Genomic DNA, 19488 nt, shown 5'->3' with positions numbered 1-19488 from the left:
CAGTGTAGGAGGTTTGAAATGCTTTACCAATACCCAACATTAGCAAAAATTAATGAAACAGGACAATCAATTGAAGTGAGCAGTCAAAGTGTGATTCAGAGTCTGCCAAATTTGGCCGGTGTAGATTATTTTGTGAAAGATAAGAATCGTCATGATTACTATGTCTTTATTGATTGTGGTGAGCAGGGTGGAGCAGTTGTTCATACCGATAACTACAGTGATTTAGGGTTTGTTTTGATTGAGACACCACTATCCGATTTTTATCTAGATATCGATCCTAAGACAAATTTAAATGAAATGTATGACGGGGCCGGAATCGTAACTGATTTTACTGATGCAGTGGAAGAAGACGAAATAAAAGCGGTGTTGACCAAATATCAAAGTGCTTCTGATGAAGAGTTGGAAGCTAGTGACGTTTATCAGGAATTGGATAAATACGTCAGTAAGTACCTAGAACTGGATGAAGAGACTGAAAAGAAAATTAATCTTTCGATTATGCGAGTAGCAATTCTGAAACTCACGCAAAGTGGTGTGGAAGAGTAATCTAAAAAACAACAGAAGCGATCAATTCAGAAAGTCTGAGTTGATCGCTTTTTATTTTGGAAAATTGTTAGTCGTTTAAGTTATCTTCAGTGGTGTCTGTAGACGATTCTTCATTTTGAAAATCAGGAATTAAATCTTTGTCGTTTAACTGAAGAAGTAAATTATAGAGCGCCCCATAAAGATTAGCATCACTTTTAAAGTTAGCAGTTAAAATTTCCGGAGCGTCTAAGGTTTTTCTTAATAAGGTATTTTCATCACGTAATAGTTGTAATTGATGTTTAATTTCTGGAACCAGAATGCTCTCACTACTGATTCCGCCACCAATCACATAGCGGCTCAGGTCCAAAACTGCTTGGGTATTTACTATAATGTAGGCAATTCTTCTGCAATATTGTTCGAAAATTTGGCGCGCCTGTTCTTCTCCATTTTGAATTGCCTTAAAGACCCGCATGCCATCTGTACGATCACCAAAATCAAGGGCAGTTGCAATATCATCAATCATCTGGACTGCGGAACCTGCGGTAAACATTAAATTGTTGGGATCATCGGCAGTCCCATTAATTTGTGAAAGCATAAAGCTAAGTTCGCCACCTTGAGCGTTTGACCCGTGCCAAAGCTTGCCATTTAAAACAATGCCACCCTCTACGGAAGTGCCTAAAATAATAGCAGCTCCGTTTTGGATATTTTTCAGATTTCCTAGCCATAATTCTGCCAACGCTGCTGATTTACCGCTATTTTCCATACTGACAGGTAATTTATAGCGTCGGGTGATAATTTTTCCTAAGCTCAAGCCATGCAGCATTGGAAGAGCGCCGCCATGGTAAATGATTTGTTCTTTTTGGTCGATTCTACCAGGCACACTAAAAGCTACTCCTTTAATGTTAGGAAGCACTTCATTAATGACTTCGTAGATTTTTTTCAAGAAACTGTCCACACTATCGCGGGGCGTATTAAATTTGGATTTTACCTTTAAACTACCACTATGATCGATTAACGCATATTTGGTGTAAGTTGCACCAACATCGATGCTGAGGTAATCCTTTTCTGGTTTGTAATTCATTAATAATTGCTCCTTCTTTAACTCATAATGCTATTATAGCGCAATTGGTAGCGATGTCACAATTAACGGTGGATATTACATAATAGTATGTAGTGCGGGTAGTTGATCTAGTTATTTTCTTACAGAACGATCCAATTTTTGCCTTACGTGCCTTAAATTAGCAGCGTGACATATTTTGAAATTTAACGGGATTTTATTTGCTATTCTGGTGTAACCCTTTATACTAATAAGTAACTAAATGCGTAATTAAATAGTAGGGAGAAATGTATGAAAACAGCAATTGTAACGGATAGTTCGGCTTATCTTACTGATCAGCAGGTTCGTGAAAATGACGTTATCGTCGTCCCAATTACGGTAATTTTTGGTCAAGAGATGCTCTTAGAAAATATTGATATTGATGATCAGCTGTTCCATGAAAAGCTTCAAACTTCAGGACTGATGCCTTCAACAACTCAAATTACTTTGGGGCAGATGCAAGAAGTGTTTGATAAGTTAATTGCAGAGAATTATGATGAAGTAATTTGTATTCATTTATCTAGTGGAATCACAAGTTTTATTGAGAATTTAACCGAATATGCTAAAAGTATTACGGAAATTAAAGTGTTACCATTTGACTCGCGAATGACCAGTCAAGGGGAGGCCAATATGGTGCTATTGGCTGCTAAGTTACGACGAGAAGGAAAAACAGGGGAAGAAATCATTCCCTTTTTGAAGCATCTTCGAGAGACGACAAAAGTTGACTTTATGGTGGATAATTTAAGCTTTTTGATGCGGTCTGGGAGGATTACCAACCGATCCGCAATTATGGGCAACCTGTTACGCATTAAGCCAATTTTGGATATGAATGAAAAAGGTCAGATTGTGATTCAAAGCAAGGAGCGTACGCGGAAACGCGCTCTCCAAAAAGTTTTGGAAAACTTACATTCAGATTTAGATCGAGGCGCTGAAGATTTTCGAGTTTCTATCATTTATGGTGTGGATCATGAATTGAGTGCTAAATGGGAAGAAACCATCCAGCAAGAATTTCCCGCTGCTCAATTTGAGAGCAATCAATTGGGACCAGTAATTATGTCACACACAGGCGAAGAAATTGTTGGTGTGATCTGGGGTAAAGACTGGAAGAAAATGGGTAATGAGGATTAAATAAAAGAATTGGCAAAACTCATCTCGAGTTTTGCCAATTCTTTTTGCTTACAATTTAAAATTCTTCATACACCGCAGGGTCTTGATTTTTATTGCGGCCATCTGGACGATCCAGATTAGTAATTGCTTCCATTTCTTCTTCAGTCAATTCAAAGTTAAAGATATGGAGGTTTTCCCGTTGGCGTACTCTAGAACTAGACTTTGGAATTGGCAGAACGCCTAATTGAATTTCCCAACGGAGAATTACTTGTCCCACAGTTTTATGATGGGTGTCGGCAATTTTTTGAATGACCGGGTCCTCTAAAACTGAACTTGCGCGTCCAAGAGGACTCCAGGCTTCAGTAATAATGTGATGATCAGCGTCGTATTCTCGTTGTGGTCCTTGGGAGAAATAGGGATGGAGTTCAATTTGGTTTACAGCTGGGGTGACACCTGTTTCATCAATTAAGCGATCAATATGTTCTGGTAAAAAGTTAGAAACGCCAATTGAGCGAATTAGGCCCCATTTTTTGGCATCTATTAAAGCCTTCCAAGCCTCTACGTAGTGATCCTCCTTTGGATTTGGCCAATGAATGAGGTACAAGTCAAAGTATTTTAAGCCGGTTTGATAAAGAGATTCCTGAATAGTTTCTAGAGCTTCATCATACTTGTGATGACGGCCTGGTAGTTTAGAAGTAATCATAATTTGTGAGCGGGGAATATCACTTTGACGAATAGCTTCACCAACTGCGCCATGATTTTCATAGTTGTAGGCTGAGTCTAATGCGCGATAACCATTGTCTAAAGCGCTCCGAAAGGCATTGACACCAGGAGCTCCGTTTAATTTGTAAGTACCAAAGCTGATCTGGGGAAAAACAGCCCCGTCGTTTAGTTTGAGTTGTGGAATTGCATGGCTCATAGTTAACATCTCCTAAATTTAGAATAATTGATTAATGAAAACGCTCTATAGTTTATAGCATAAGCCAAATTAAGGATGCATGCAAAAGATAGTCTCGAAAGTTTACTTGCCTATGCTAAAAGAGGTAGCAGAATTTTACCAGATATCATATTTAATATAAGCAATAATAAATGATGATCATAAGCAGTTCTCTTGAAACGAGCAATGGAAATTTGCTATGCTAACCTTGTAGATAAATCCCATCTTGGATGGTGAAAAGTCTATGTTGGCAACTAAGTGATCACTAGTTGAAATTGTTGGTATTTAGACAAAAAATAAAGGAGTGAACAGCGATGTTTGGATGGCTATGGGCTTTAATTATTGGTGGAATTATCGGAGCAATTGCCGGTGCACTTACAAGTAGAGATTTACCAGCAGGGTGGATCGGAAATATTGTCGGTGGATTGGTCGGAGCATGGTTAGGCCAGTCCTTGTTAGGTACATGGGGACCCCAATTAGCAGGAATGGCACTGGTTCCTTCTATAATCGGTGCAATTGTTGTTGTATTAATCGTTTCTGCAATTTTTGGGATGAGAAAGACAAAATAAAAGTAAACGAAGTTGGTCTACTACTCAGGAATTTTTTTGAAAATTACGAGGAGTCCAGCAACCGAAATTTATTTACAGTCTTGCTCAAAATTTTATGTTTTAAATCACAAAAAAACGTCCTTCAGCGGTCGCTAAAAGGGCGTTTTTTAGTTGTTTAAGCATGTGCGTGTGACACGTCGGCAGCTGTTTCTTCGCCGTAATTTGTTTCTTCTTTAATAAGACGAGCACGTTCTTTTTTGTTATACCATGGAGATGTTGTAAATGCCAAAACATCATTGATCAAGTAGATTGAGCTATTTACAAACATGGCAAGTGTTGCTGATCCTTGACGGAATGAAATGAACCAGAGAACCATTTGAGCAAGTCCTGAAGCAACCCACCAGAAGTATTGGTTGTTGAAACGTAGGAAGCAAATCACACCAGCTGTTAAACTGATCGAGAAGCTAATTGCATCAACCCAAGGACGAGGATCGTTGGTGAAGGTTCCAATTAAGTATCCTGAAACAAAGTAAACAACGATGGTTGAAGCAATTGCGACAAACCAAGTTTTACCAGTGAACTTACGAATCTTAGAAACCATGTTGACGTTCCAGCTTGAACTCAATAAAACAGGTAAATCAAGGGTGACAACATAAGCCAATTGTTCAGCCATACTTAGGTAGTTTTTGGCGGCTAAACCAGTTACAATAAAACAAATTGCTGATAAAATTCCTAACCAACCGTTAACAGATTTAGCAGCGTTAATTGCTAAAATACATAAAACACCTAAAGTTGTTCCGATGAAAGTTGTGATGGTTAAAGCTGTGATTGGGGCACTGACTAGAGTCATAATCTGACAGCCAAGACTGAAGAAAAATAGATAGTAGTTTTGTTGAGGCCACCCCTTCAATTGATGTGCCAAAAAGTGTAAATAATTAGACATTTGCTTCTCTTCCTCTCTTGTTTCTATGTATATGGCCATATACTATATGTTCTGATTTAAAAATCAATCAACACTATATATTGTATTACGAAATAAATTAAATGAAAGACTTGAATTTAATTTTTTTTTGGTGTAAGGGAAACAAAACGATAAAAGATGAATAAGTTTTAAACTTTTCTTTTGGTTAAATTCCTTCTAAAATGAAGATAGAGAAGTGAGGTGAAGAGGATGAATTTCAGCTATTGGGGCAGTATTTGTTTAGCTGTTTTTGTGACATTATGGTTAACTGATCGACGTCGTTTTTTAAATGGCTATTTTTTTACTGCTAGTGTGATATGCTTTTTCTTTGCCGGTTGGCAGTGGCTTGAAGCAACACAAGCTCCCTGGATGCAAGTGTTATTAATGATTAGCAGCTTGGCGTTTACAATAATTATTCCGATTGCTCTGGCTCTTTTTGCGTTAGCTTGTATTATTTATAGTCGGCGATTAATCCAAGAAGTTGGCGTTCATCCGGGATATCGATTGTTGGAAATGGTTGGTTTTCTTATTTTAGCAATGTTTTTTCTTACCTTACTTAATTTATTTATGTTTCATAGTTCACTGCTTTGGGTTTTATTGGGGATATTTTATTTATGGACAGCGTATTTCATGATTGGTTTTATTTCATACGCAGTAGCTTCCGTTCTCGATGAATTGCCAGTTCGTTATGCAGTGGATTTTATCGTCATTTTGGGGGCGGGCTTGTTGCCTGATGGAACTGTTTCTAAAATTCTGCAAAAACGCCTTGATAAGGGAATTGCTATTTATCGAAAACAACTAAAACGTGGTGGTCATCCTCAATTTGTGGTTTCTGGTGGTCAGGGGACTGATGAGATTATATCTGAAAGCCAGGCGATGAGAGATTATTTGATCGAAGCTGGAATTTCAAATTCGAAAATTATTCAAGAGGACCGATCTACATCTACTTATGAAAACTTGCGATTTTCGCAAATCTTGATGACAAAGGAAAAGGTCTTTCACCGAGCCGTTTTTGTAACCAATAGTTTTCATGTCTTTCGCGCGGGTTTAATTGCTAAACAGTTGAATTCTACGATGACGGGAATCAGCGCACCTACAACCATGCACTATTTGCCGTTTGCAGCATTTCGAGAATATTTGGCTTTAATCGTTATGTTTAAATGGATTAATGTTTTGGCATTGATTATGACAACTCTGTGTTATTTAACCTACTTGTTAATAACGCATTAGGGGGAACATGGTATAATGTAGCCAAGGAGGAGAAAATCATGACCTTACAATTAAAAATAAAAAAAAGCCTAGTTGGCGTAGTTGCAGTGCTGATGTTAGTTTCCTTAGCCGCATGTAGCAGCACCAGTAAACAAAGTGGAAATGCACACAGTTCTTCTACATCATCTAAGTCCGAAAAAACTAACCAACAAAAAGCCGCCGTTTTATATATGAAAGCTCAAAAACAAATTGAGGATGGCAAAACCGATAATGCGTTGGCAACGTTGAAGTCCGCCCAGAAACTTGATGAAACAAACGGAAAAGTTAGTGAGCTGTTATCGAATGTCCAAAATTATCTTGCTGCTAAAGAGGCGTTGAACAATGGCGATACAACGTCAGCAAATTCTAGTTTAGCCAAGATTACCTCTGAGCAAGCGAATAGCTCAACGTTAAAATCACAAGCCAAAAGTTTGGGAGATCAAGCGACTCAATTACAGAATGCCAAAAAATATTATCAAAATGCCTATGACGCCGTTTCTAACGGGTATTACGAGACCGCAACTGCAGATCTTGCCTTACTTAATAATTTGTCATCAAGTATCAGTGGGGTAAAAGCCTTACAGGATCAAGGGAAAGCTTTAACTAGTCAGATTAATTCAGCAACTAGTAATTCGTCTGCTAGTCAAAACTCAAGTTCCAGCACAACAACCAGTTCATCTTCAGAACCAATTGGCAATTTAACGGATAAGGAAACAGATTCGGTTATTTCTTCGTTCCAGAGTGCCGCCGGAATTGCAAATCAGGCGGGTCTCTCATATGGAGTAAACCAGATTGGCACTAATTATTACCAGATTGAAGTGCGTCAAAATAATTCATCTAATACAGTTGGAAGTTTGACTGGCATGTATCGATATAATGCCCAGACCGGCAGTGTTTCTAAATTGAATACGATCAGTGGCGTTTATGAAAAATAGTTTATTTAACTAACCTGTACTATCTTAACCAGACATAATCTGTGTGGTTGGAATAGTCAGGTTTTTTATTTTGATAATTTTTATAGTCCAAAACAGAAAAGTTCATTATTTTCAATATTTTTCTAGAAGATTGGTCAAGTTGATCAATCTTTTTTTGCAAACGATTTACTTTGAAATACATAACAGCCTTATTGTATTTATAAGAGAATAATGAGCATTTATCTTCCATTGGTCCTTTTTTTTCGATATGCTTAAATTATCAAACAGAGAAGGAAGTGAAGCTAATGGAACCGGATTTGAAGGATCCTCGTTATTTATACCATGAGGATGGTTTTGAAAAGCAGAACCAAGAAACACCTGCTCTTCAAGCCGAAATGAAGCCAATTCCTGATTGTGGTGAAAACAGTTATCGTGGAAATCACAAGTTAGAAAATCGGCGTGCCTTAGTTACAGGTGGTGATTCTGGAATTGGACGGGCCGCAGCAATTGCACTAGCCCGTGAAGGCGCTGATGTAGCAATCCAGTACTTTCCTGGAGAAGAACGTGATGCACAAGAAGTTGCTCATTACATTGAAGAAACAGGGCGTAAATCATTGTTGCTGCCAGCTGATCTTCGCCAAGATGATGTTCCCGCAGAAATTGTGCGAAAAGTGTTGGCAGAGTTTGGTGGACTAGATACCTTAATTTTAAACGCTGGTCAGCAAATCTCCCAACCTTCAATTGAAGAGCTCCCGATTAAACAAGTTCAGGATACTTTCCAGGTGAATATTGTCTCGATGTTTGCCCTAGTTCAGGAGGCTTTACCACATTTGCCGCCAGGCAGCAGTATTGTGACGACAACTTCGATTCAGGCTTTTAATCCCAGCGCGCATTTAATGGATTATGCCGCAACCAAGGCAGCCATTGCTAATTTTACAGTCACTCTTGCCAAGCAACTGGCTGACAAGGGGATTCGAGTTAACGGTGTAGCGCCTGGCCCAATTTGGACACCTATTCAGCTAGATCAGGGGCAACCCAAAGCTGCCCTTCCAAAATTTGGTCAGGATTCATTATTAAAGCGGGCTGGACAACCAGTGGAGTTAGCGCCAGTTTATGTTTTCTTAGCTTCGAATGAGGCTAGTTATGTGACTGCCCAAATCTACGGGGTGACAGGTGGAGAAGCCATTAATCTATAGGAGGACAAAGTTATGAACAAATGGTCCAAAACGTTATTTATTATTTGTTCGCTAGTGCTTCTGCTGCTTTGTTTGGTGGTTATCTCTTTAACATGGCCGTGGGGATCTAGCTCGATGTTTTTAAACGCAATTAGAGAATTCTTCTTTACCAATTACTATGCCCATAGCGCGCTTTTCTGGTTGGCATTAGTGATTGCGGGTCTTTCTCTAATTATGCTGATCGTCGTTGTATTTTTACCACACAACAAGACAACGTTTAAACTAAAAGATGACCGAGGAAAATTAACTCTTCATAAGAAAGCCATTGATGGTATTGTGCGATCAATGCTTAACGAAAAAGATTTTATCGGTGATCCGAAAGTAAATACGACGGCGACTAATCGGCGGATTCAAATTAATGTTAGGGGCAATATCAAACGCACCTCGGACTTGGTAGATCACACACAAGAGTGGTCAAATCGGGTAGAGGAGCGTGTGCAGAATTTAGTTGGCTCTAATCATAAAGTTAAAGTGAAGGTGAAGCTGGAACGTTACCAAACAAGAGGAACTGCTACATCTTCCGGCCAGCCCCGCGTAGAGTAGGAGGACTTACATGCAAGAACTCATTGATAAATACAAACTTCCCATTATCGGTGGCATTATTGGTTTGATTTTGGCGGTATTATTGGTCACAATCGGATTTTTCCAAACTCTTTTGCTAGTTATTTTAGTAGTTTTGGGTGTTGCCGTCGGGATGTATGTAGATAAAACAAAGCTATTGGAAAAATACTTGAACAACAAAAACTAGGAGGAATTTAATCATGAAGGAAAAAGACGTAATGCAACCAAACAGTAAGAACGGTATTCCTAATGGAAATAACGTAAAAAACTCAGGGCGACCAACTTCATCACAATCAAATAATGATCATCAAAATGATGTGTCAGTAAAAGGTGAGTTAACTTATGAAGATAAAGTAGTGCAAAAGATTATTGGCATTGCTTTAGAAGAAATTGATGGTTTATTAACCGTTGATGGGGGCTTCTTCTCTAACGTCAAAGACAAACTGGTTAATAACGACGATGTGCGTGCCGGAATTAATACAGAGGTCGGTAAGAAACAAGTAGCCGTGGATATGGATATTGTGGCGGAATACGGTACAGATATTGAAGATATCTTTGAACAAATGAAAAAAGTGATTACGCGCGAAGTAAAAGAAATGACTCATCTTGAAGTCATTGAAGTAAATGTGAACGTGGTGGATGTCAAAACGCGTGAAGAGTACGAAAATGACAGTGAAACCGTTCAAGATAAAGTAAAAAGTGCGGCAGACACGACAGGTGATTTTGCCTCCAGAAAAACGAATGATGCCAAACGGGCGATGAATCAAGGTCGTCATAAAATGGACGAAAAAAGAGAACCACGAGTAGAATAAAAGTAAGTGAATAGGGCTTGGAAGACAAACGCTGGTTTGTTTTCCAAGCCCTTTTTCTGTGCATACGCAATGGAGATGACAAAATGGTCACAAAAGGATTACTAATGAAAGCAATACCAAAATTTTATGGTAAGGTAGAAGGTGAAAGTAAGAGACAGAACGAAAAAAAGGTTGAGGTGAGAACGGAAATTATGTATAAGGCGGATTTATTAGAAAAAACGCAGCAAATCTTATTCAAAATAATAGAAACACTTTACTTAAATGATGGTCCCGTTTCAAAACAAACTTTGACGCAAAGCTTCAAATTATCGCCAGCTACTTTAAAACGTTATTTAGAGGATTTGCAAACTGATGTACAGCCCTTAATTGATGAAAAAAAGGTTTTATTTACGATCGGAACTAACACAGCAGAGTTTGAGTTGATTCAAAATTTTGCCTTAGATGACTGGGTTTTTAAACGTTATTTAAAGGAATCACCTAAATTTCAAATTCTGATGACTTTATATGAACACGGAAATGTCACAAACTTTCGATTACAAAATGAGCTGAGTATGAGTGAGGCCTCTTTGTATCGCGCGGTAAAGCAACTGAACAAGATTCTGAAAGAATTCGAATTATCTATTCATAATGGGCGTGTTCAAGGTAGTGAATTACAAATTCGGTTTTTCTACTATATATTATTTCAACTAACAAATTATTTCCCACCCAAAATGAGTTTTGATATCGATAAATTTATCGATGAGCTTCAAGAAAGTCTCCATTTCTATTTTCATTCAGAGGCGGTTCATCGGGTTGATTCATGGTTAATCATTTCACAACATCGCCTCGAGTCTCAATCTGAAATGAATGTTGAAATTCCCAGACGTGTTAAAGAACTATATAAGAAAAATGAGTTATATCAACAAGTTCGTAGCTGCTATCATGAAGCCTTTCATATGCGATCGGCTGAAAAAGAGCAATTTGAGGCGGAAGCTTTGTGTGTGCTGTTAATTAGTATGTCCATTTTTAACAGTAAAACCAATGTGGCGCGGCGCTTCTATGATATTTATAGTTCTCAAAAAACGCAATTAGCGGATTTTGTGGAGGAGATGAATCACACCATTACCGGTACTTTGAAAGTAAGTCGAAGCCAGTGGCCCTTTGAATTAATGAAATTAGTATTTGATATTTGCGCACGACCATTCTGTTTTAAGGGGAATCTAGAATATATGGATGAAATTTACGCGAAGTACTATGTCCATAATTTCTTTACTCAAGAAGCTAGAACGGTTGTTAAGGAACTTATGCAAATTTTTAAAACGCATGCCTCCGTTTCGCTTCGTTCCTTGATTAAACAAAATGAGGTTTACTTTCAGCGCCGCTTATTATTTGTTATTCGTGATTTTCGATATCAACAAAAAAAGATATAGATATCGGGGTGGATACAACATTTGACTACTATATTAGCCAATTAATTATCGATTCTGTACGTCAAATTTTCAAAAAGGAAATTCGGGTAAAAGTGACCTATTATCAACCTGGGAATGCTTATGACTTAGTTTTAACAAATTATCATGAGGAACCATATGATTATACAGACTATACATATTGGTTGACAAACCTAGGTACCAAGCATGATTTGGAGCTAATAAAAAAGATTGTAGAAACCAATTTTTATGCACAAACACCGGTGCATCATTTGATGTTAAAATAACTAAATAAATTTATAAAACCCAAAAGTGCTAATTATCGAAGCTGATAGTTAGCACTTTTTCTGTATTTTGGGTATTAATACGTATGTTTATTATTATTGTCAGTTCCATTTACTATCAAAAATAATTAGTTAACTAAAAAAAGTTGAAATCGCTGTCATAGAAATCCTGTTATGATTATCTTGTAAAAAGGAAGTGGAATTCTACAAAGAGAGGTGATGGTTGTGAAAAGAATTCTTAAGTCATTACTTGTATTTGTTACTTTGGCTAGTATTTTTGGATTCTATAGTCATCGGAACACTTATGCAGAAGAAGCCGATCCAATGTTTAGTCTCACCGTTGCAAAATCCTCAGTGAATGTTGGGGATACGGTCGAGGTCAAGGCTACTCAGCTACGAGAATTGACAGCGGATTCGGAGAACTTTACTTTAGTGGTGCCAACGGGGATGAAACTTGACCAAACAGCGCTTAAGCAGAATGGTCAAGCAGCAAGTTTTCAGTCACACCAGGAATCAGACAAGTTGATTCTGACAGTAACAGGTCAAACAGCTAAAAGTTTTACAATTCCGCTAGTTGCGGAAACAGCCGGAACGTTTTCAATGAGTGTTTTGAGTGCAGATCAATTAGTTACAAGCAACGTGGTGCAAACAACTGCGATAGCTGCACCAGTGGAATCATCAAGTTCCTCTGCATCAGATACGCAGACCGATTCGACAAGCTCTTCAGCAATTTCTGAGAGTTCATCAACCGCTTCCAGTAATGCAGAACAAACAGAGAGTAGCTCAAGCGCCGACGTCGTTTCGGAAAGTAGTTCTTCAGAAACAAGCGCAGAATCTTCATCCAGCTCAGCAGAGAAAAAAGAATCTGCAGCCAGTTCTGAATCGAAGAAGACGATATCGGGAAGATCATTAACAACTGCGTCTATTGCTTTGGATCAAAGTAATAATATAGTTCAGCTTTCTTATCTTTATTATTACAACCAGAGTACAGGCCAACCAATAAGTGGCTCTATAAAGGATTCTGATAAAGAAGCTATTAAAGTGACTTATAAGGTAGTAAAACAGTCAGGCAATGGACCTGAAGCCCCCAATTCTAATGTTGAGCAAAGCTTTGGTACGATTAATACAAGCGGTGGCGGTAAATCAGACAAATTTAGTTATATGATTCCTGCTAAAAATCTACCAACATATAGTAGTTCAATAGTAGGCTCGGTTTACAGATTAGTTGTTACATTTACAGATCCTGCAAAGAATATTCGTAACGCCAACTTTCGAATTGTTTATATTGCTGGTGAGTTAACCCTCACAGCCCCAAGCAACATTAGTTTTGGAACAGATCTTGACGCTGCGGCTACAGGAAAAAAAGTATATATGCCAAAAGCAGTCACTGGAAATGCATTGGCAGTAAAGGATACACGAACAATTCCATCAGGGGTAATAATGAACGGTTGGAGCGTAACAGCCACATTGTCTAAGCAAATGACAAGTACAACAAGTGGTGGGGTTCTCACAAATAGTCTCCATTATATCAATGACGGAACTGATTATACTTTAGGAACAGAAGCAGCTCCGGTAAAAAGTTTGGCAAAAGCCGAGCCGAATACCACGACCAATATTTCTGGTGCTTGGGATAGCAAAAACGGGCTAGCTTTTGAACCCACAGCCGGGCAACCAGTAGCTGGAGAATCTTATGCTGGCGCGGTTACTTGGACCTTGCAAGATACGCCAGGAAATTAGCAAAGGAGATGAGGTCACGTGAAAAGAGGTTTGCTACTCACAATATTGACGATTACGTCAATGTGTTTGATAAATTCACCGATTCGCGGTGATACCCATGTCTCAGAGGTTACGTCAGAAGGGCGCGTGGGTTTTACAAAAGTTGATCCACCAGCACCGGTGCCAGTTGATCCAACAGATCCACCAAGCAAAGTACCAGCAGAAAATTTAGTGCCTGCCAAAAAGGTGCCGACAAATAATGGATCAGATACAGAGATTCAGTCAACGGTTCCAGTTTCAACAGCAAAGAAGCAACAATTTTTACCGCAAACTGATGAACAATCAGATGGAATTTTACAAGTGTTTGGTAGTTTAGGATTTGTCGTAATTGGTTGGTATTGGATGAAGAAAAGATCAGGTAAGCAGGCACGATTTTAAAAAATAATGTGATGTAAGTTGATAATAGGATTTTGCTGAAAGCAAAATAGACATTGGAAAATGAAAAGGAGCCAGTCCGACTAGCCGCTTTAGCGGTGTAGCAAGGATGGACATCCGTGTTGATAATAGGATTTTGCTGAAAGCAAAATAGACATTGGAAAATGAAAAGGAGCGATACTCATGATTAACAAAAAATTATTACTCTCAGTTCTTAGTATTGGAACCCTTGTTTTAGGAGCGGTTGCCCCAGTTACAGCTCTTGCGGCTGATAATCGAGTGGAGGATTCAAACGCAACAGTAACATTTAAGGAAAATAATACCGGACCAACGGACCCAGTAGATCCAGAAAATCCAGACATTCCAGGACCAAACCCAGGTACTGGTGAAAAAGGTCCTCTGTCAATTGATTATGTATCTGATTTTGATTTCGGAACACATGATATTCCAACTACAGATACAACTTATACCGCTTTGGATGATAATGGGGTTGCTAACTATGTTCAAGTTACTGACCAACGTGCTGGGACACCTAAAGGATGGAGCTTAACAGTCAGCCAAAAAGGTCAATTTACAGATGGTACTGATCAATTAACCGGTGCTGCAATAACAATTGGTAATGGTGACACTAGAACACCGACTAACAATTATCCGGAATCAAATAAAACCGTAACATCAACTACAAATGCAAATCTTGCTTTAAATCCAGACGGAACAACCCTGAATGTTATGAATGCAAAAGCAGGTGGTGGTTCAGGGACTTGGGTTGACGCATTTGGAACAAAAGGAAGTTCAACAGTTAAACTAATGGTGCCGGCAGCTGCTCATCCCAATGCAACTAAATATAATACAACGTTGACATGGAGTTTAGCTGATACACCAACAAATAGTTAATTTAAACTGGTAAGGAGGTCGTCACTGTGAAACGAAAAAATTTATTCTTGATTTTAATGACAATGGTATTGGGAGTATTGCTGACTGTACCTGTCTCTGCGAACGAATTAACTTTTGGGGTAGAAGCTAACCTCCCAAAAAATCAAGTAGATAAACATGTTACGTACTTTGATCTGAATTTAAAGCCTGGAGCTACACAAACCGTGACTGTAACGGTATCAAATAGTTCAAAAAAACAGGTTAAAATTAAACCCGAGGTCAACACAGCGACGACCAATTTGAACGGGACAGTTGAGTACCAAAGGGTTGCCAAGAAAAATTTTGATACAAGTTTAAAATATTCCTTGGCAGACTATGTCAAACCAGTAGAGAAAACAGTAGTTTTAAATGGTAAGCAAACAAAGAAGATCCATTTAAAAATAACAATGCCGAAAGAAAAGTTTGATGGCGTTATGGTGGGGGGACTGCGGCTTAAGGATCAAAATCAAAATGCTGATAAAGACAAGAAGAAAAGTAAGGGAACTACGGTTACAAATGAGTATGCTTATCTCATTGGAGTAGTGTTACAACAGAATACTAAAAAGGTACAGCCACATATGAAATTGGCAAGCGTGAAGCCCGGACAAGTTAATTTACGAAATGTAATTAACTCCAGACTTCGTAACGTAAAAGCCACATATCTCAACAAGTTATCCGTAAATGCGAAGGTGACAAAAGATGGTAGCTCAAAAGTGATCTATCACCAAAAATCCTCAAACTTACAAATGGCACCAAATTCTGTTTTCAACTACGGACTTCAATTGAACGGGCAAAGCTTAAAGGCAGGTAAATATGTCATGGACATCACGGCCAAATCAAAAAAACAGACTTGGCATTTCAAGAAGACGTTCACCATTACCCGTGAAAAAGCTGCTAAGTTGAATGCTAAAGATGTGTCAATTAAAAAAGATTACACCTGGATCTACATTCTCGTCGGCGTACTCATCATCCTTATCCTAATTGTCATCGCATTTTGGTTAATTAGAAGAAAGCTAAAAGCTAAAGAAGCCGAAAATGAAGCTCTTCGGCAACAGCTAAATAAGCACGAAGAAGATGAATAAGTTTGCAAAGAACCATAATTAAAAAACGGCCTACGTAGGGTAGTTATAAAACTACGTAGGCTGTTTTTTTTTATTCTTATTATTTTTATAAGCCCATTTAACGTGATAAACTGAAAGAAAACGGATCCATGGAGGTCGGCCATGCTAAGAAAATTTCGAAGAACATCTTTTTTTGAATTTGCTACCATTTTTCTACGTCGGTATAAAAAAGGAAACATCTCGAATAATGGAATTGTGTTAGCCTACTATACGTTGCTGTCCTTTTTTCCTTTGTTATTGTTAATTGGCAATGTATTACCTCTATTAGATTTACCGGTCAACACCGTTTTAAAATACATTAATCGAATTATGCCGGAAAACATTTATAAAATTTTGAGTCCGTTAGTTAAGCAACTGTTAACGACCAACAGTGGTGGTGTGCTTTCGATCGGAGTGGTGGTGGCCCTCTGGTCGGCCAGTAAAGGGGTCAACGCTTTTCAACAAGCTCTAAATGCGACTTATGACATGGAAAATACGACGAATGCGATATTGACGCGCATTTTATCCTTTCTGATTGTTTTATTGTTCATGGTCGCGTTAATTGTGATTGTTTTATCTTTCTCATTTGGTCAGGTCCTATTATCATATCTGGCGCCGATTCTTCAGTTGCCACCAGATTTTGTTAGCTTTCTGGAAATTATCAAATGGCCCGTTACGATCCTCGGGGTTGGGTTCATTTTGACGGTTCTTTATATGATTGTTCCAATAGCTAAAGTGCGCTGGCGGTACGTTTGGCCGGGTGCGCTGTTTGCGATGAGTGGACTTGTTATTTTAACCCAATTTTTCACCTTATATTTACGTTATTTTGGTGGTGAAGTAACCACCTATAAAACGATTGGCACCTTCATTGTCATCATGTTGTGGTTGGATTTGTTGGCAGAAATTATGTTAATTGGCGGGGTTATTAATGCCGCTTTACAAGAACAAAAAATGGGCCTACCGTTTAAACCCAAACTGGGCCGGCTAAAAAGAACCCACGAAGATGTCCATTAACTGGTATAATACAAACATAATTCAAGTTAAAGGTGTGACAATTACGGAATATATAAAAAAGCACAAATCCATAACCAGTGAGGCCATAATTGTGGTGTTAATGCTAATCGACTGGGTATTTGTTAGAAATATAATCGTCGTCAGCAATCATTTTTTTATGGCGGGATTATTACTTTTATTGATTGGTATTTTCTTTATTTTGGAACGTGGTCATCTGTTTACAGGCTGGTTTAGACGGTCAGCTAAAGGCGAAGATGAAGCGGATCGCAAGAAGATTGATGTGCATAAAGTCGGTCGGGAGAAAAATAGTCCAATTGTGATTACAAAACCAGCGCATTATTTTTTGAATATTGGTGGCTTTACGATTGTCGTCAGTGTTTTAATTTCATTGTTTTAAATTAAAAAGGGCACGCTGTTTAAAAAACAGCGTGTCCTTATTTTGATGATTAAAAAGCAAATTTTTGAATGGCCTTGGCCACCCCATCTTCTTCATTCGTACTGGTAACAAATGAGGCAAGTTCTTTGGCTTCGGGGATGGCATTTCCCATGGCAACCGCTGTATCAGCAAATTGCAGCATGGATAAGTCGTTTCCTTGATCGCCAATCGCCATGACATTTTCAGAAAGCAAATCAAGACGTTTAGTTAAATCTCTCAGAGCGTTACCTTTGCTGGCGGATTTGTTGAGAGCCTCAAGAAAATAAGGCTCGCTTTGGACAAAAGTATATTTATCCAAAAAAGTTTGGGGAAGTTTCTTTTGAAGAGTCGTAATTTTTTCTGGGGGATCAATGAACATCGCCTTAGAAATCTTTAAACTAGTTGGCATATCATTGACATCGCGATAGCGAATCCCCATTCGGACGTAAAAACTTTCGCCAATCGTGTACGGGCTAATGTTTTTATTGGCAGTATAAATATGATTTTCTGTTTCAACATGGAAATGATTGTGCAATTTGCGACTTAAGGCCTCTAAATCAACATAGTCATTATAATTTAAGGTATGGTGAATTAACACTTGCCCCTCGATTGTTTGGACTAAAGCACCGTTGAAAGTGATGACATATTGATCGTCACCTGAAAGCCCTAGGGTGCGCAAATGCTCAGCAACACCGGTAAGTGGGCGACCGGTACACAAAACGACTTTGATGCCAGCTTGACTAGCCTTTTTGATCACAGCGACTGTTTTGACGGTAATGTGTTTGTCATCCGTGAGGAGTGTGCCATCTAAATCAATGGCAATTATTTTAATCATGAAAGATGGTCTCCTTTTGCGTCTAATAAAACGCCATTTTTAATGTAAGTTTGGAATTCTTTATAGATTGGGTGAAAAAGTTCGCCGTCGTCTTGAGACAACATTTTTTTCGGGAAGAAGAAACGTTGATCTCCAGAAACACGGCCGGTGATGGCAGCTACCAGAGCACTAACGGTCGATAGTTCCACTAAACTGCCATCGTGTTGCATGAGCTCGATTTGCGTTCGTGGTTTGCTGGTACTAGGGTCATAAGCGTCATAAGGTAAGTCATAACTATCGTTGATGGCCGTATAATACGTACTATTAAAACCAGCTTTTTCGATCAACTGACGTAATTCTGGCAGCAAGTATTCTGTTTCATGGGTGAAACGCATAGACTTAAGTGGAATTCGATTTAAAAAGCGATTGGATAGGTCGTTTAAGACGGGGTCTTTGTCATCCTCCCACTGTTGAAAATACGTATTTAAAACGCCGTCGTCTAAACGTAAGTAATCTGCGACAGTTGCCGTGTGATTAAAAAACGGAATTAGAAAATAGGGGATGAATTCGCGTTGTTGTTCAGCCTCATTTTGATTATTGCCATAAATTTCGTTGGCTCGTTGCAGCAAGTGGCTTAAAATCATTTCCATCGAACGAGAAACGGGATGAAAGTAAACCTGTAAGTACATTTGAAAACGACTAACAATAAAATCTTCGACGGCATGAATGCCACTAATTGAAAAGGCGATGCCACCTTTGTAGGGGCGCATGACCCGTAAAATCCGCGTTAAATCAAATGTGCCATAATTAGTGCCAGTATAGTAAGAATCACGAAGTAAATAGTCCATCCGGTCGGCATCAATTTGGCTAGAAATCATTTGAACAACCTGGGGATTGGGATATTTGTGTGAAATGACGCTAGCCACTTCGTCAGGAAATTTAGGTGACACTTGGCGCAAAACTTGATTGACTTCAGTTTCAGGATTGGTAATGATTTGTTCTGTATAGCTTTCATGATCGGTGTGAAAAATATGCTCGAAAGTATGAGAATAGGCACCATGACCGATATCATGTAGAAGAGCGGCACAAAGGGTAACTAGCCGTTCTGAATTATCCCAGAGACCATCATCTGGTGTTTGTGACGGATAGTTGCGTTCAAAATTATCACAAATTCTGCGGGCAACTTCGTAACAGCCTAATGAATGAGAAAAGCGGGTGTGTTCAGCACCGTGGAAAACAAGTGAAGTCGTGCCCAGTTGATGTATACGACGTAACCGTTGAAATTCTTTTGTATTAATCAAATCTAAAATGACCTGATTTTGGACGTAGACATAATCATGAACTGGATCTCGAAACACTTTTTCCATTGGTAACAATTTATTGCGATAATCCATGAAACAAGCTTCCCTTCATTTAAACTATTTATTAATAGTATAACAAAGTTTTAGCGA

Annotated in this window: 22 protein-coding genes; 17 read left to right on the top strand and 5 right to left on the bottom strand. The window is 38.6% G+C overall.

The window, feature by feature from the left end; translation table 11 throughout:
- Positions 1-18 precede the first annotated feature (18 nt).
- Positions 19-543, top strand: a complete 525-nt coding sequence (locus PI20285_RS07970) for a hypothetical protein (RefSeq protein ID WP_057773204.1) — start codon at positions 19-21, stop codon at positions 541-543.
- Between the two features lie 67 nt (positions 544-610).
- Here PI20285_RS07970 and PI20285_RS07965 read toward each other — a convergent pair whose 3' ends face one another.
- On the bottom strand, positions 611-1603 hold the full coding sequence (locus tag PI20285_RS07965; protein WP_082623257.1) for an ROK family protein: 993 nt from the start codon (positions 1601-1603) through the stop codon (positions 611-613).
- 267 nt (positions 1604-1870) lie between these two features.
- Here PI20285_RS07965 and PI20285_RS07960 point away from each other — a divergent pair, with 267 nt between their 5' ends.
- Positions 1871-2746 (top strand): DegV family protein, encoded by an 876-nt coding sequence (locus PI20285_RS07960; RefSeq protein ID WP_057773206.1) that lies wholly within the window; start codon positions 1871-1873, stop codon positions 2744-2746.
- Between the two features lie 55 nt (positions 2747-2801).
- Here PI20285_RS07960 and PI20285_RS07955 read toward each other — a convergent pair whose 3' ends face one another.
- On the bottom strand, positions 2802-3644 hold the full coding sequence (locus PI20285_RS07955; RefSeq protein ID WP_057773208.1) for an aldo/keto reductase: 843 nt from the start codon (positions 3642-3644) through the stop codon (positions 2802-2804).
- A gap of 332 nt (positions 3645-3976) precedes the next feature.
- Between PI20285_RS07955 and PI20285_RS07950 the strand changes: the two genes are divergently transcribed.
- Positions 3977-4231, top strand: coding sequence for a GlsB/YeaQ/YmgE family stress response membrane protein (locus PI20285_RS07950; protein ID WP_057773210.1), 255 nt, complete (start codon positions 3977-3979; stop codon positions 4229-4231).
- Positions 4232-4385: 154 nt separating this feature from the next.
- Here the strand turns inward: PI20285_RS07950 and pnuC are convergent, their stop codons facing one another.
- On the bottom strand, positions 4386-5153 hold the full coding sequence (gene pnuC, locus PI20285_RS07945) for a nicotinamide riboside transporter PnuC (protein WP_057773211.1): 768 nt from the start codon (positions 5151-5153) through the stop codon (positions 4386-4388).
- A gap of 228 nt (positions 5154-5381) precedes the next feature.
- Between pnuC and PI20285_RS07940 the strand changes: the two genes are divergently transcribed.
- The 14 genes from PI20285_RS07940 (at position 5382) to PI20285_RS07870 (ending at position 17205) form a co-directional block, all read left to right on the top strand.
- Positions 5382-6401, top strand: a complete 1020-nt coding sequence (locus tag PI20285_RS07940; RefSeq protein ID WP_057773213.1) for a YdcF family protein — start codon at positions 5382-5384, stop codon at positions 6399-6401.
- A gap of 38 nt (positions 6402-6439) precedes the next feature.
- Positions 6440-7354, top strand: coding sequence for a hypothetical protein (locus tag PI20285_RS07935; protein WP_057773216.1), 915 nt, complete (start codon positions 6440-6442; stop codon positions 7352-7354).
- 284 nt (positions 7355-7638) lie between these two features.
- Positions 7639-8529, top strand: coding sequence for an SDR family oxidoreductase (locus PI20285_RS07925; RefSeq protein WP_057773218.1), 891 nt, complete (start codon positions 7639-7641; stop codon positions 8527-8529).
- Between the two features lie 12 nt (positions 8530-8541).
- Positions 8542-9111 carry an alkaline shock response membrane anchor protein AmaP gene (gene amaP / locus PI20285_RS07920; RefSeq protein ID WP_063698697.1) on the top strand — a complete coding sequence of 190 codons (570 nt, stop codon included), beginning with the start codon at positions 8542-8544 and terminating at the stop codon, positions 9109-9111.
- Positions 9112-9121: 10 nt separating this feature from the next.
- On the top strand, positions 9122-9316 hold the full coding sequence (locus PI20285_RS07915; protein ID WP_057773223.1) for a DUF2273 domain-containing protein: 195 nt from the start codon (positions 9122-9124) through the stop codon (positions 9314-9316).
- 13 nt (positions 9317-9329) lie between these two features.
- The gene (locus PI20285_RS07910; RefSeq protein ID WP_231908633.1) at positions 9330-9941 is read left to right on the top strand and encodes an Asp23/Gls24 family envelope stress response protein; all 612 of its coding nucleotides are present in this window, start codon (positions 9330-9332) and stop codon (positions 9939-9941) included.
- A 104-nt stretch (positions 9942-10045) separates the two neighbouring features.
- Positions 10046-11350, top strand: a complete 1305-nt coding sequence (locus PI20285_RS07905) for an AcpB/EbpR/MafR family transcriptional regulator (protein WP_158694987.1) — start codon at positions 10046-10048, stop codon at positions 11348-11350.
- An 8-nt stretch (positions 11351-11358) separates the two neighbouring features.
- The gene (locus PI20285_RS07900; protein WP_057773226.1) at positions 11359-11634 is read left to right on the top strand and encodes a hypothetical protein; all 276 of its coding nucleotides are present in this window, start codon (positions 11359-11361) and stop codon (positions 11632-11634) included.
- A 222-nt stretch (positions 11635-11856) separates the two neighbouring features.
- Positions 11857-13368 (top strand): hypothetical protein, encoded by a 1512-nt coding sequence (locus PI20285_RS07895; protein WP_105782218.1) that lies wholly within the window; start codon positions 11857-11859, stop codon positions 13366-13368.
- A gap of 66 nt (positions 13369-13434) precedes the next feature.
- Positions 13435-13785 carry an LPXTG cell wall anchor domain-containing protein gene (locus tag PI20285_RS07890; protein WP_158694986.1) on the top strand — a complete coding sequence of 117 codons (351 nt, stop codon included), beginning with the start codon at positions 13435-13437 and terminating at the stop codon, positions 13783-13785.
- A 180-nt stretch (positions 13786-13965) separates the two neighbouring features.
- On the top strand, positions 13966-14676 hold the full coding sequence (locus PI20285_RS07885; protein ID WP_057773232.1) for a WxL domain-containing protein: 711 nt from the start codon (positions 13966-13968) through the stop codon (positions 14674-14676).
- A gap of 26 nt (positions 14677-14702) precedes the next feature.
- The gene (locus PI20285_RS07880; RefSeq protein WP_082623258.1) at positions 14703-15776 is read left to right on the top strand and encodes a WxLIP family cell surface protein; all 1074 of its coding nucleotides are present in this window, start codon (positions 14703-14705) and stop codon (positions 15774-15776) included.
- A 141-nt stretch (positions 15777-15917) separates the two neighbouring features.
- A complete protein-coding gene (locus PI20285_RS07875; protein WP_057773235.1) occupies positions 15918-16808 on the top strand; it encodes a YihY/virulence factor BrkB family protein in 891 nt (296 codons plus the stop codon).
- Complete coding sequence (locus tag PI20285_RS07870; RefSeq protein ID WP_057773236.1) at positions 16798-17205, top strand: DUF3899 domain-containing protein; 408 nt, start codon at positions 16798-16800, stop codon at positions 17203-17205. Before PI20285_RS07875 ends, PI20285_RS07870 begins: the two co-directional genes overlap by 11 nt.
- Positions 17206-17254: 49 nt before the next feature.
- Here the strand turns inward: PI20285_RS07870 and yidA are convergent, their stop codons facing one another.
- Both yidA and PI20285_RS07860 read right to left on the bottom strand, forming a co-directional pair.
- Positions 17255-18058: a sugar-phosphatase gene (yidA, locus tag PI20285_RS07865; protein ID WP_057773238.1), complete on the bottom strand. Its 804-nt coding sequence runs from the start codon at positions 18056-18058 to the stop codon at positions 17255-17257.
- Positions 18055-19431 (bottom strand): HD domain-containing protein, encoded by a 1377-nt coding sequence (locus tag PI20285_RS07860; protein WP_057773240.1) that lies wholly within the window; start codon positions 19429-19431, stop codon positions 18055-18057. Before PI20285_RS07860 ends, yidA begins: the two co-directional genes overlap by 4 nt.
- Positions 19432-19488 lie beyond the last annotated feature (57 nt).

Source organism: Pediococcus inopinatus (assembly GCF_002982135.1).
Classification (GTDB): Bacteria; Bacillota; Bacilli; order Lactobacillales; family Lactobacillaceae; genus Pediococcus; species Pediococcus inopinatus.
This window is presented reverse-complemented; position numbering and strand designations above follow the sequence as displayed.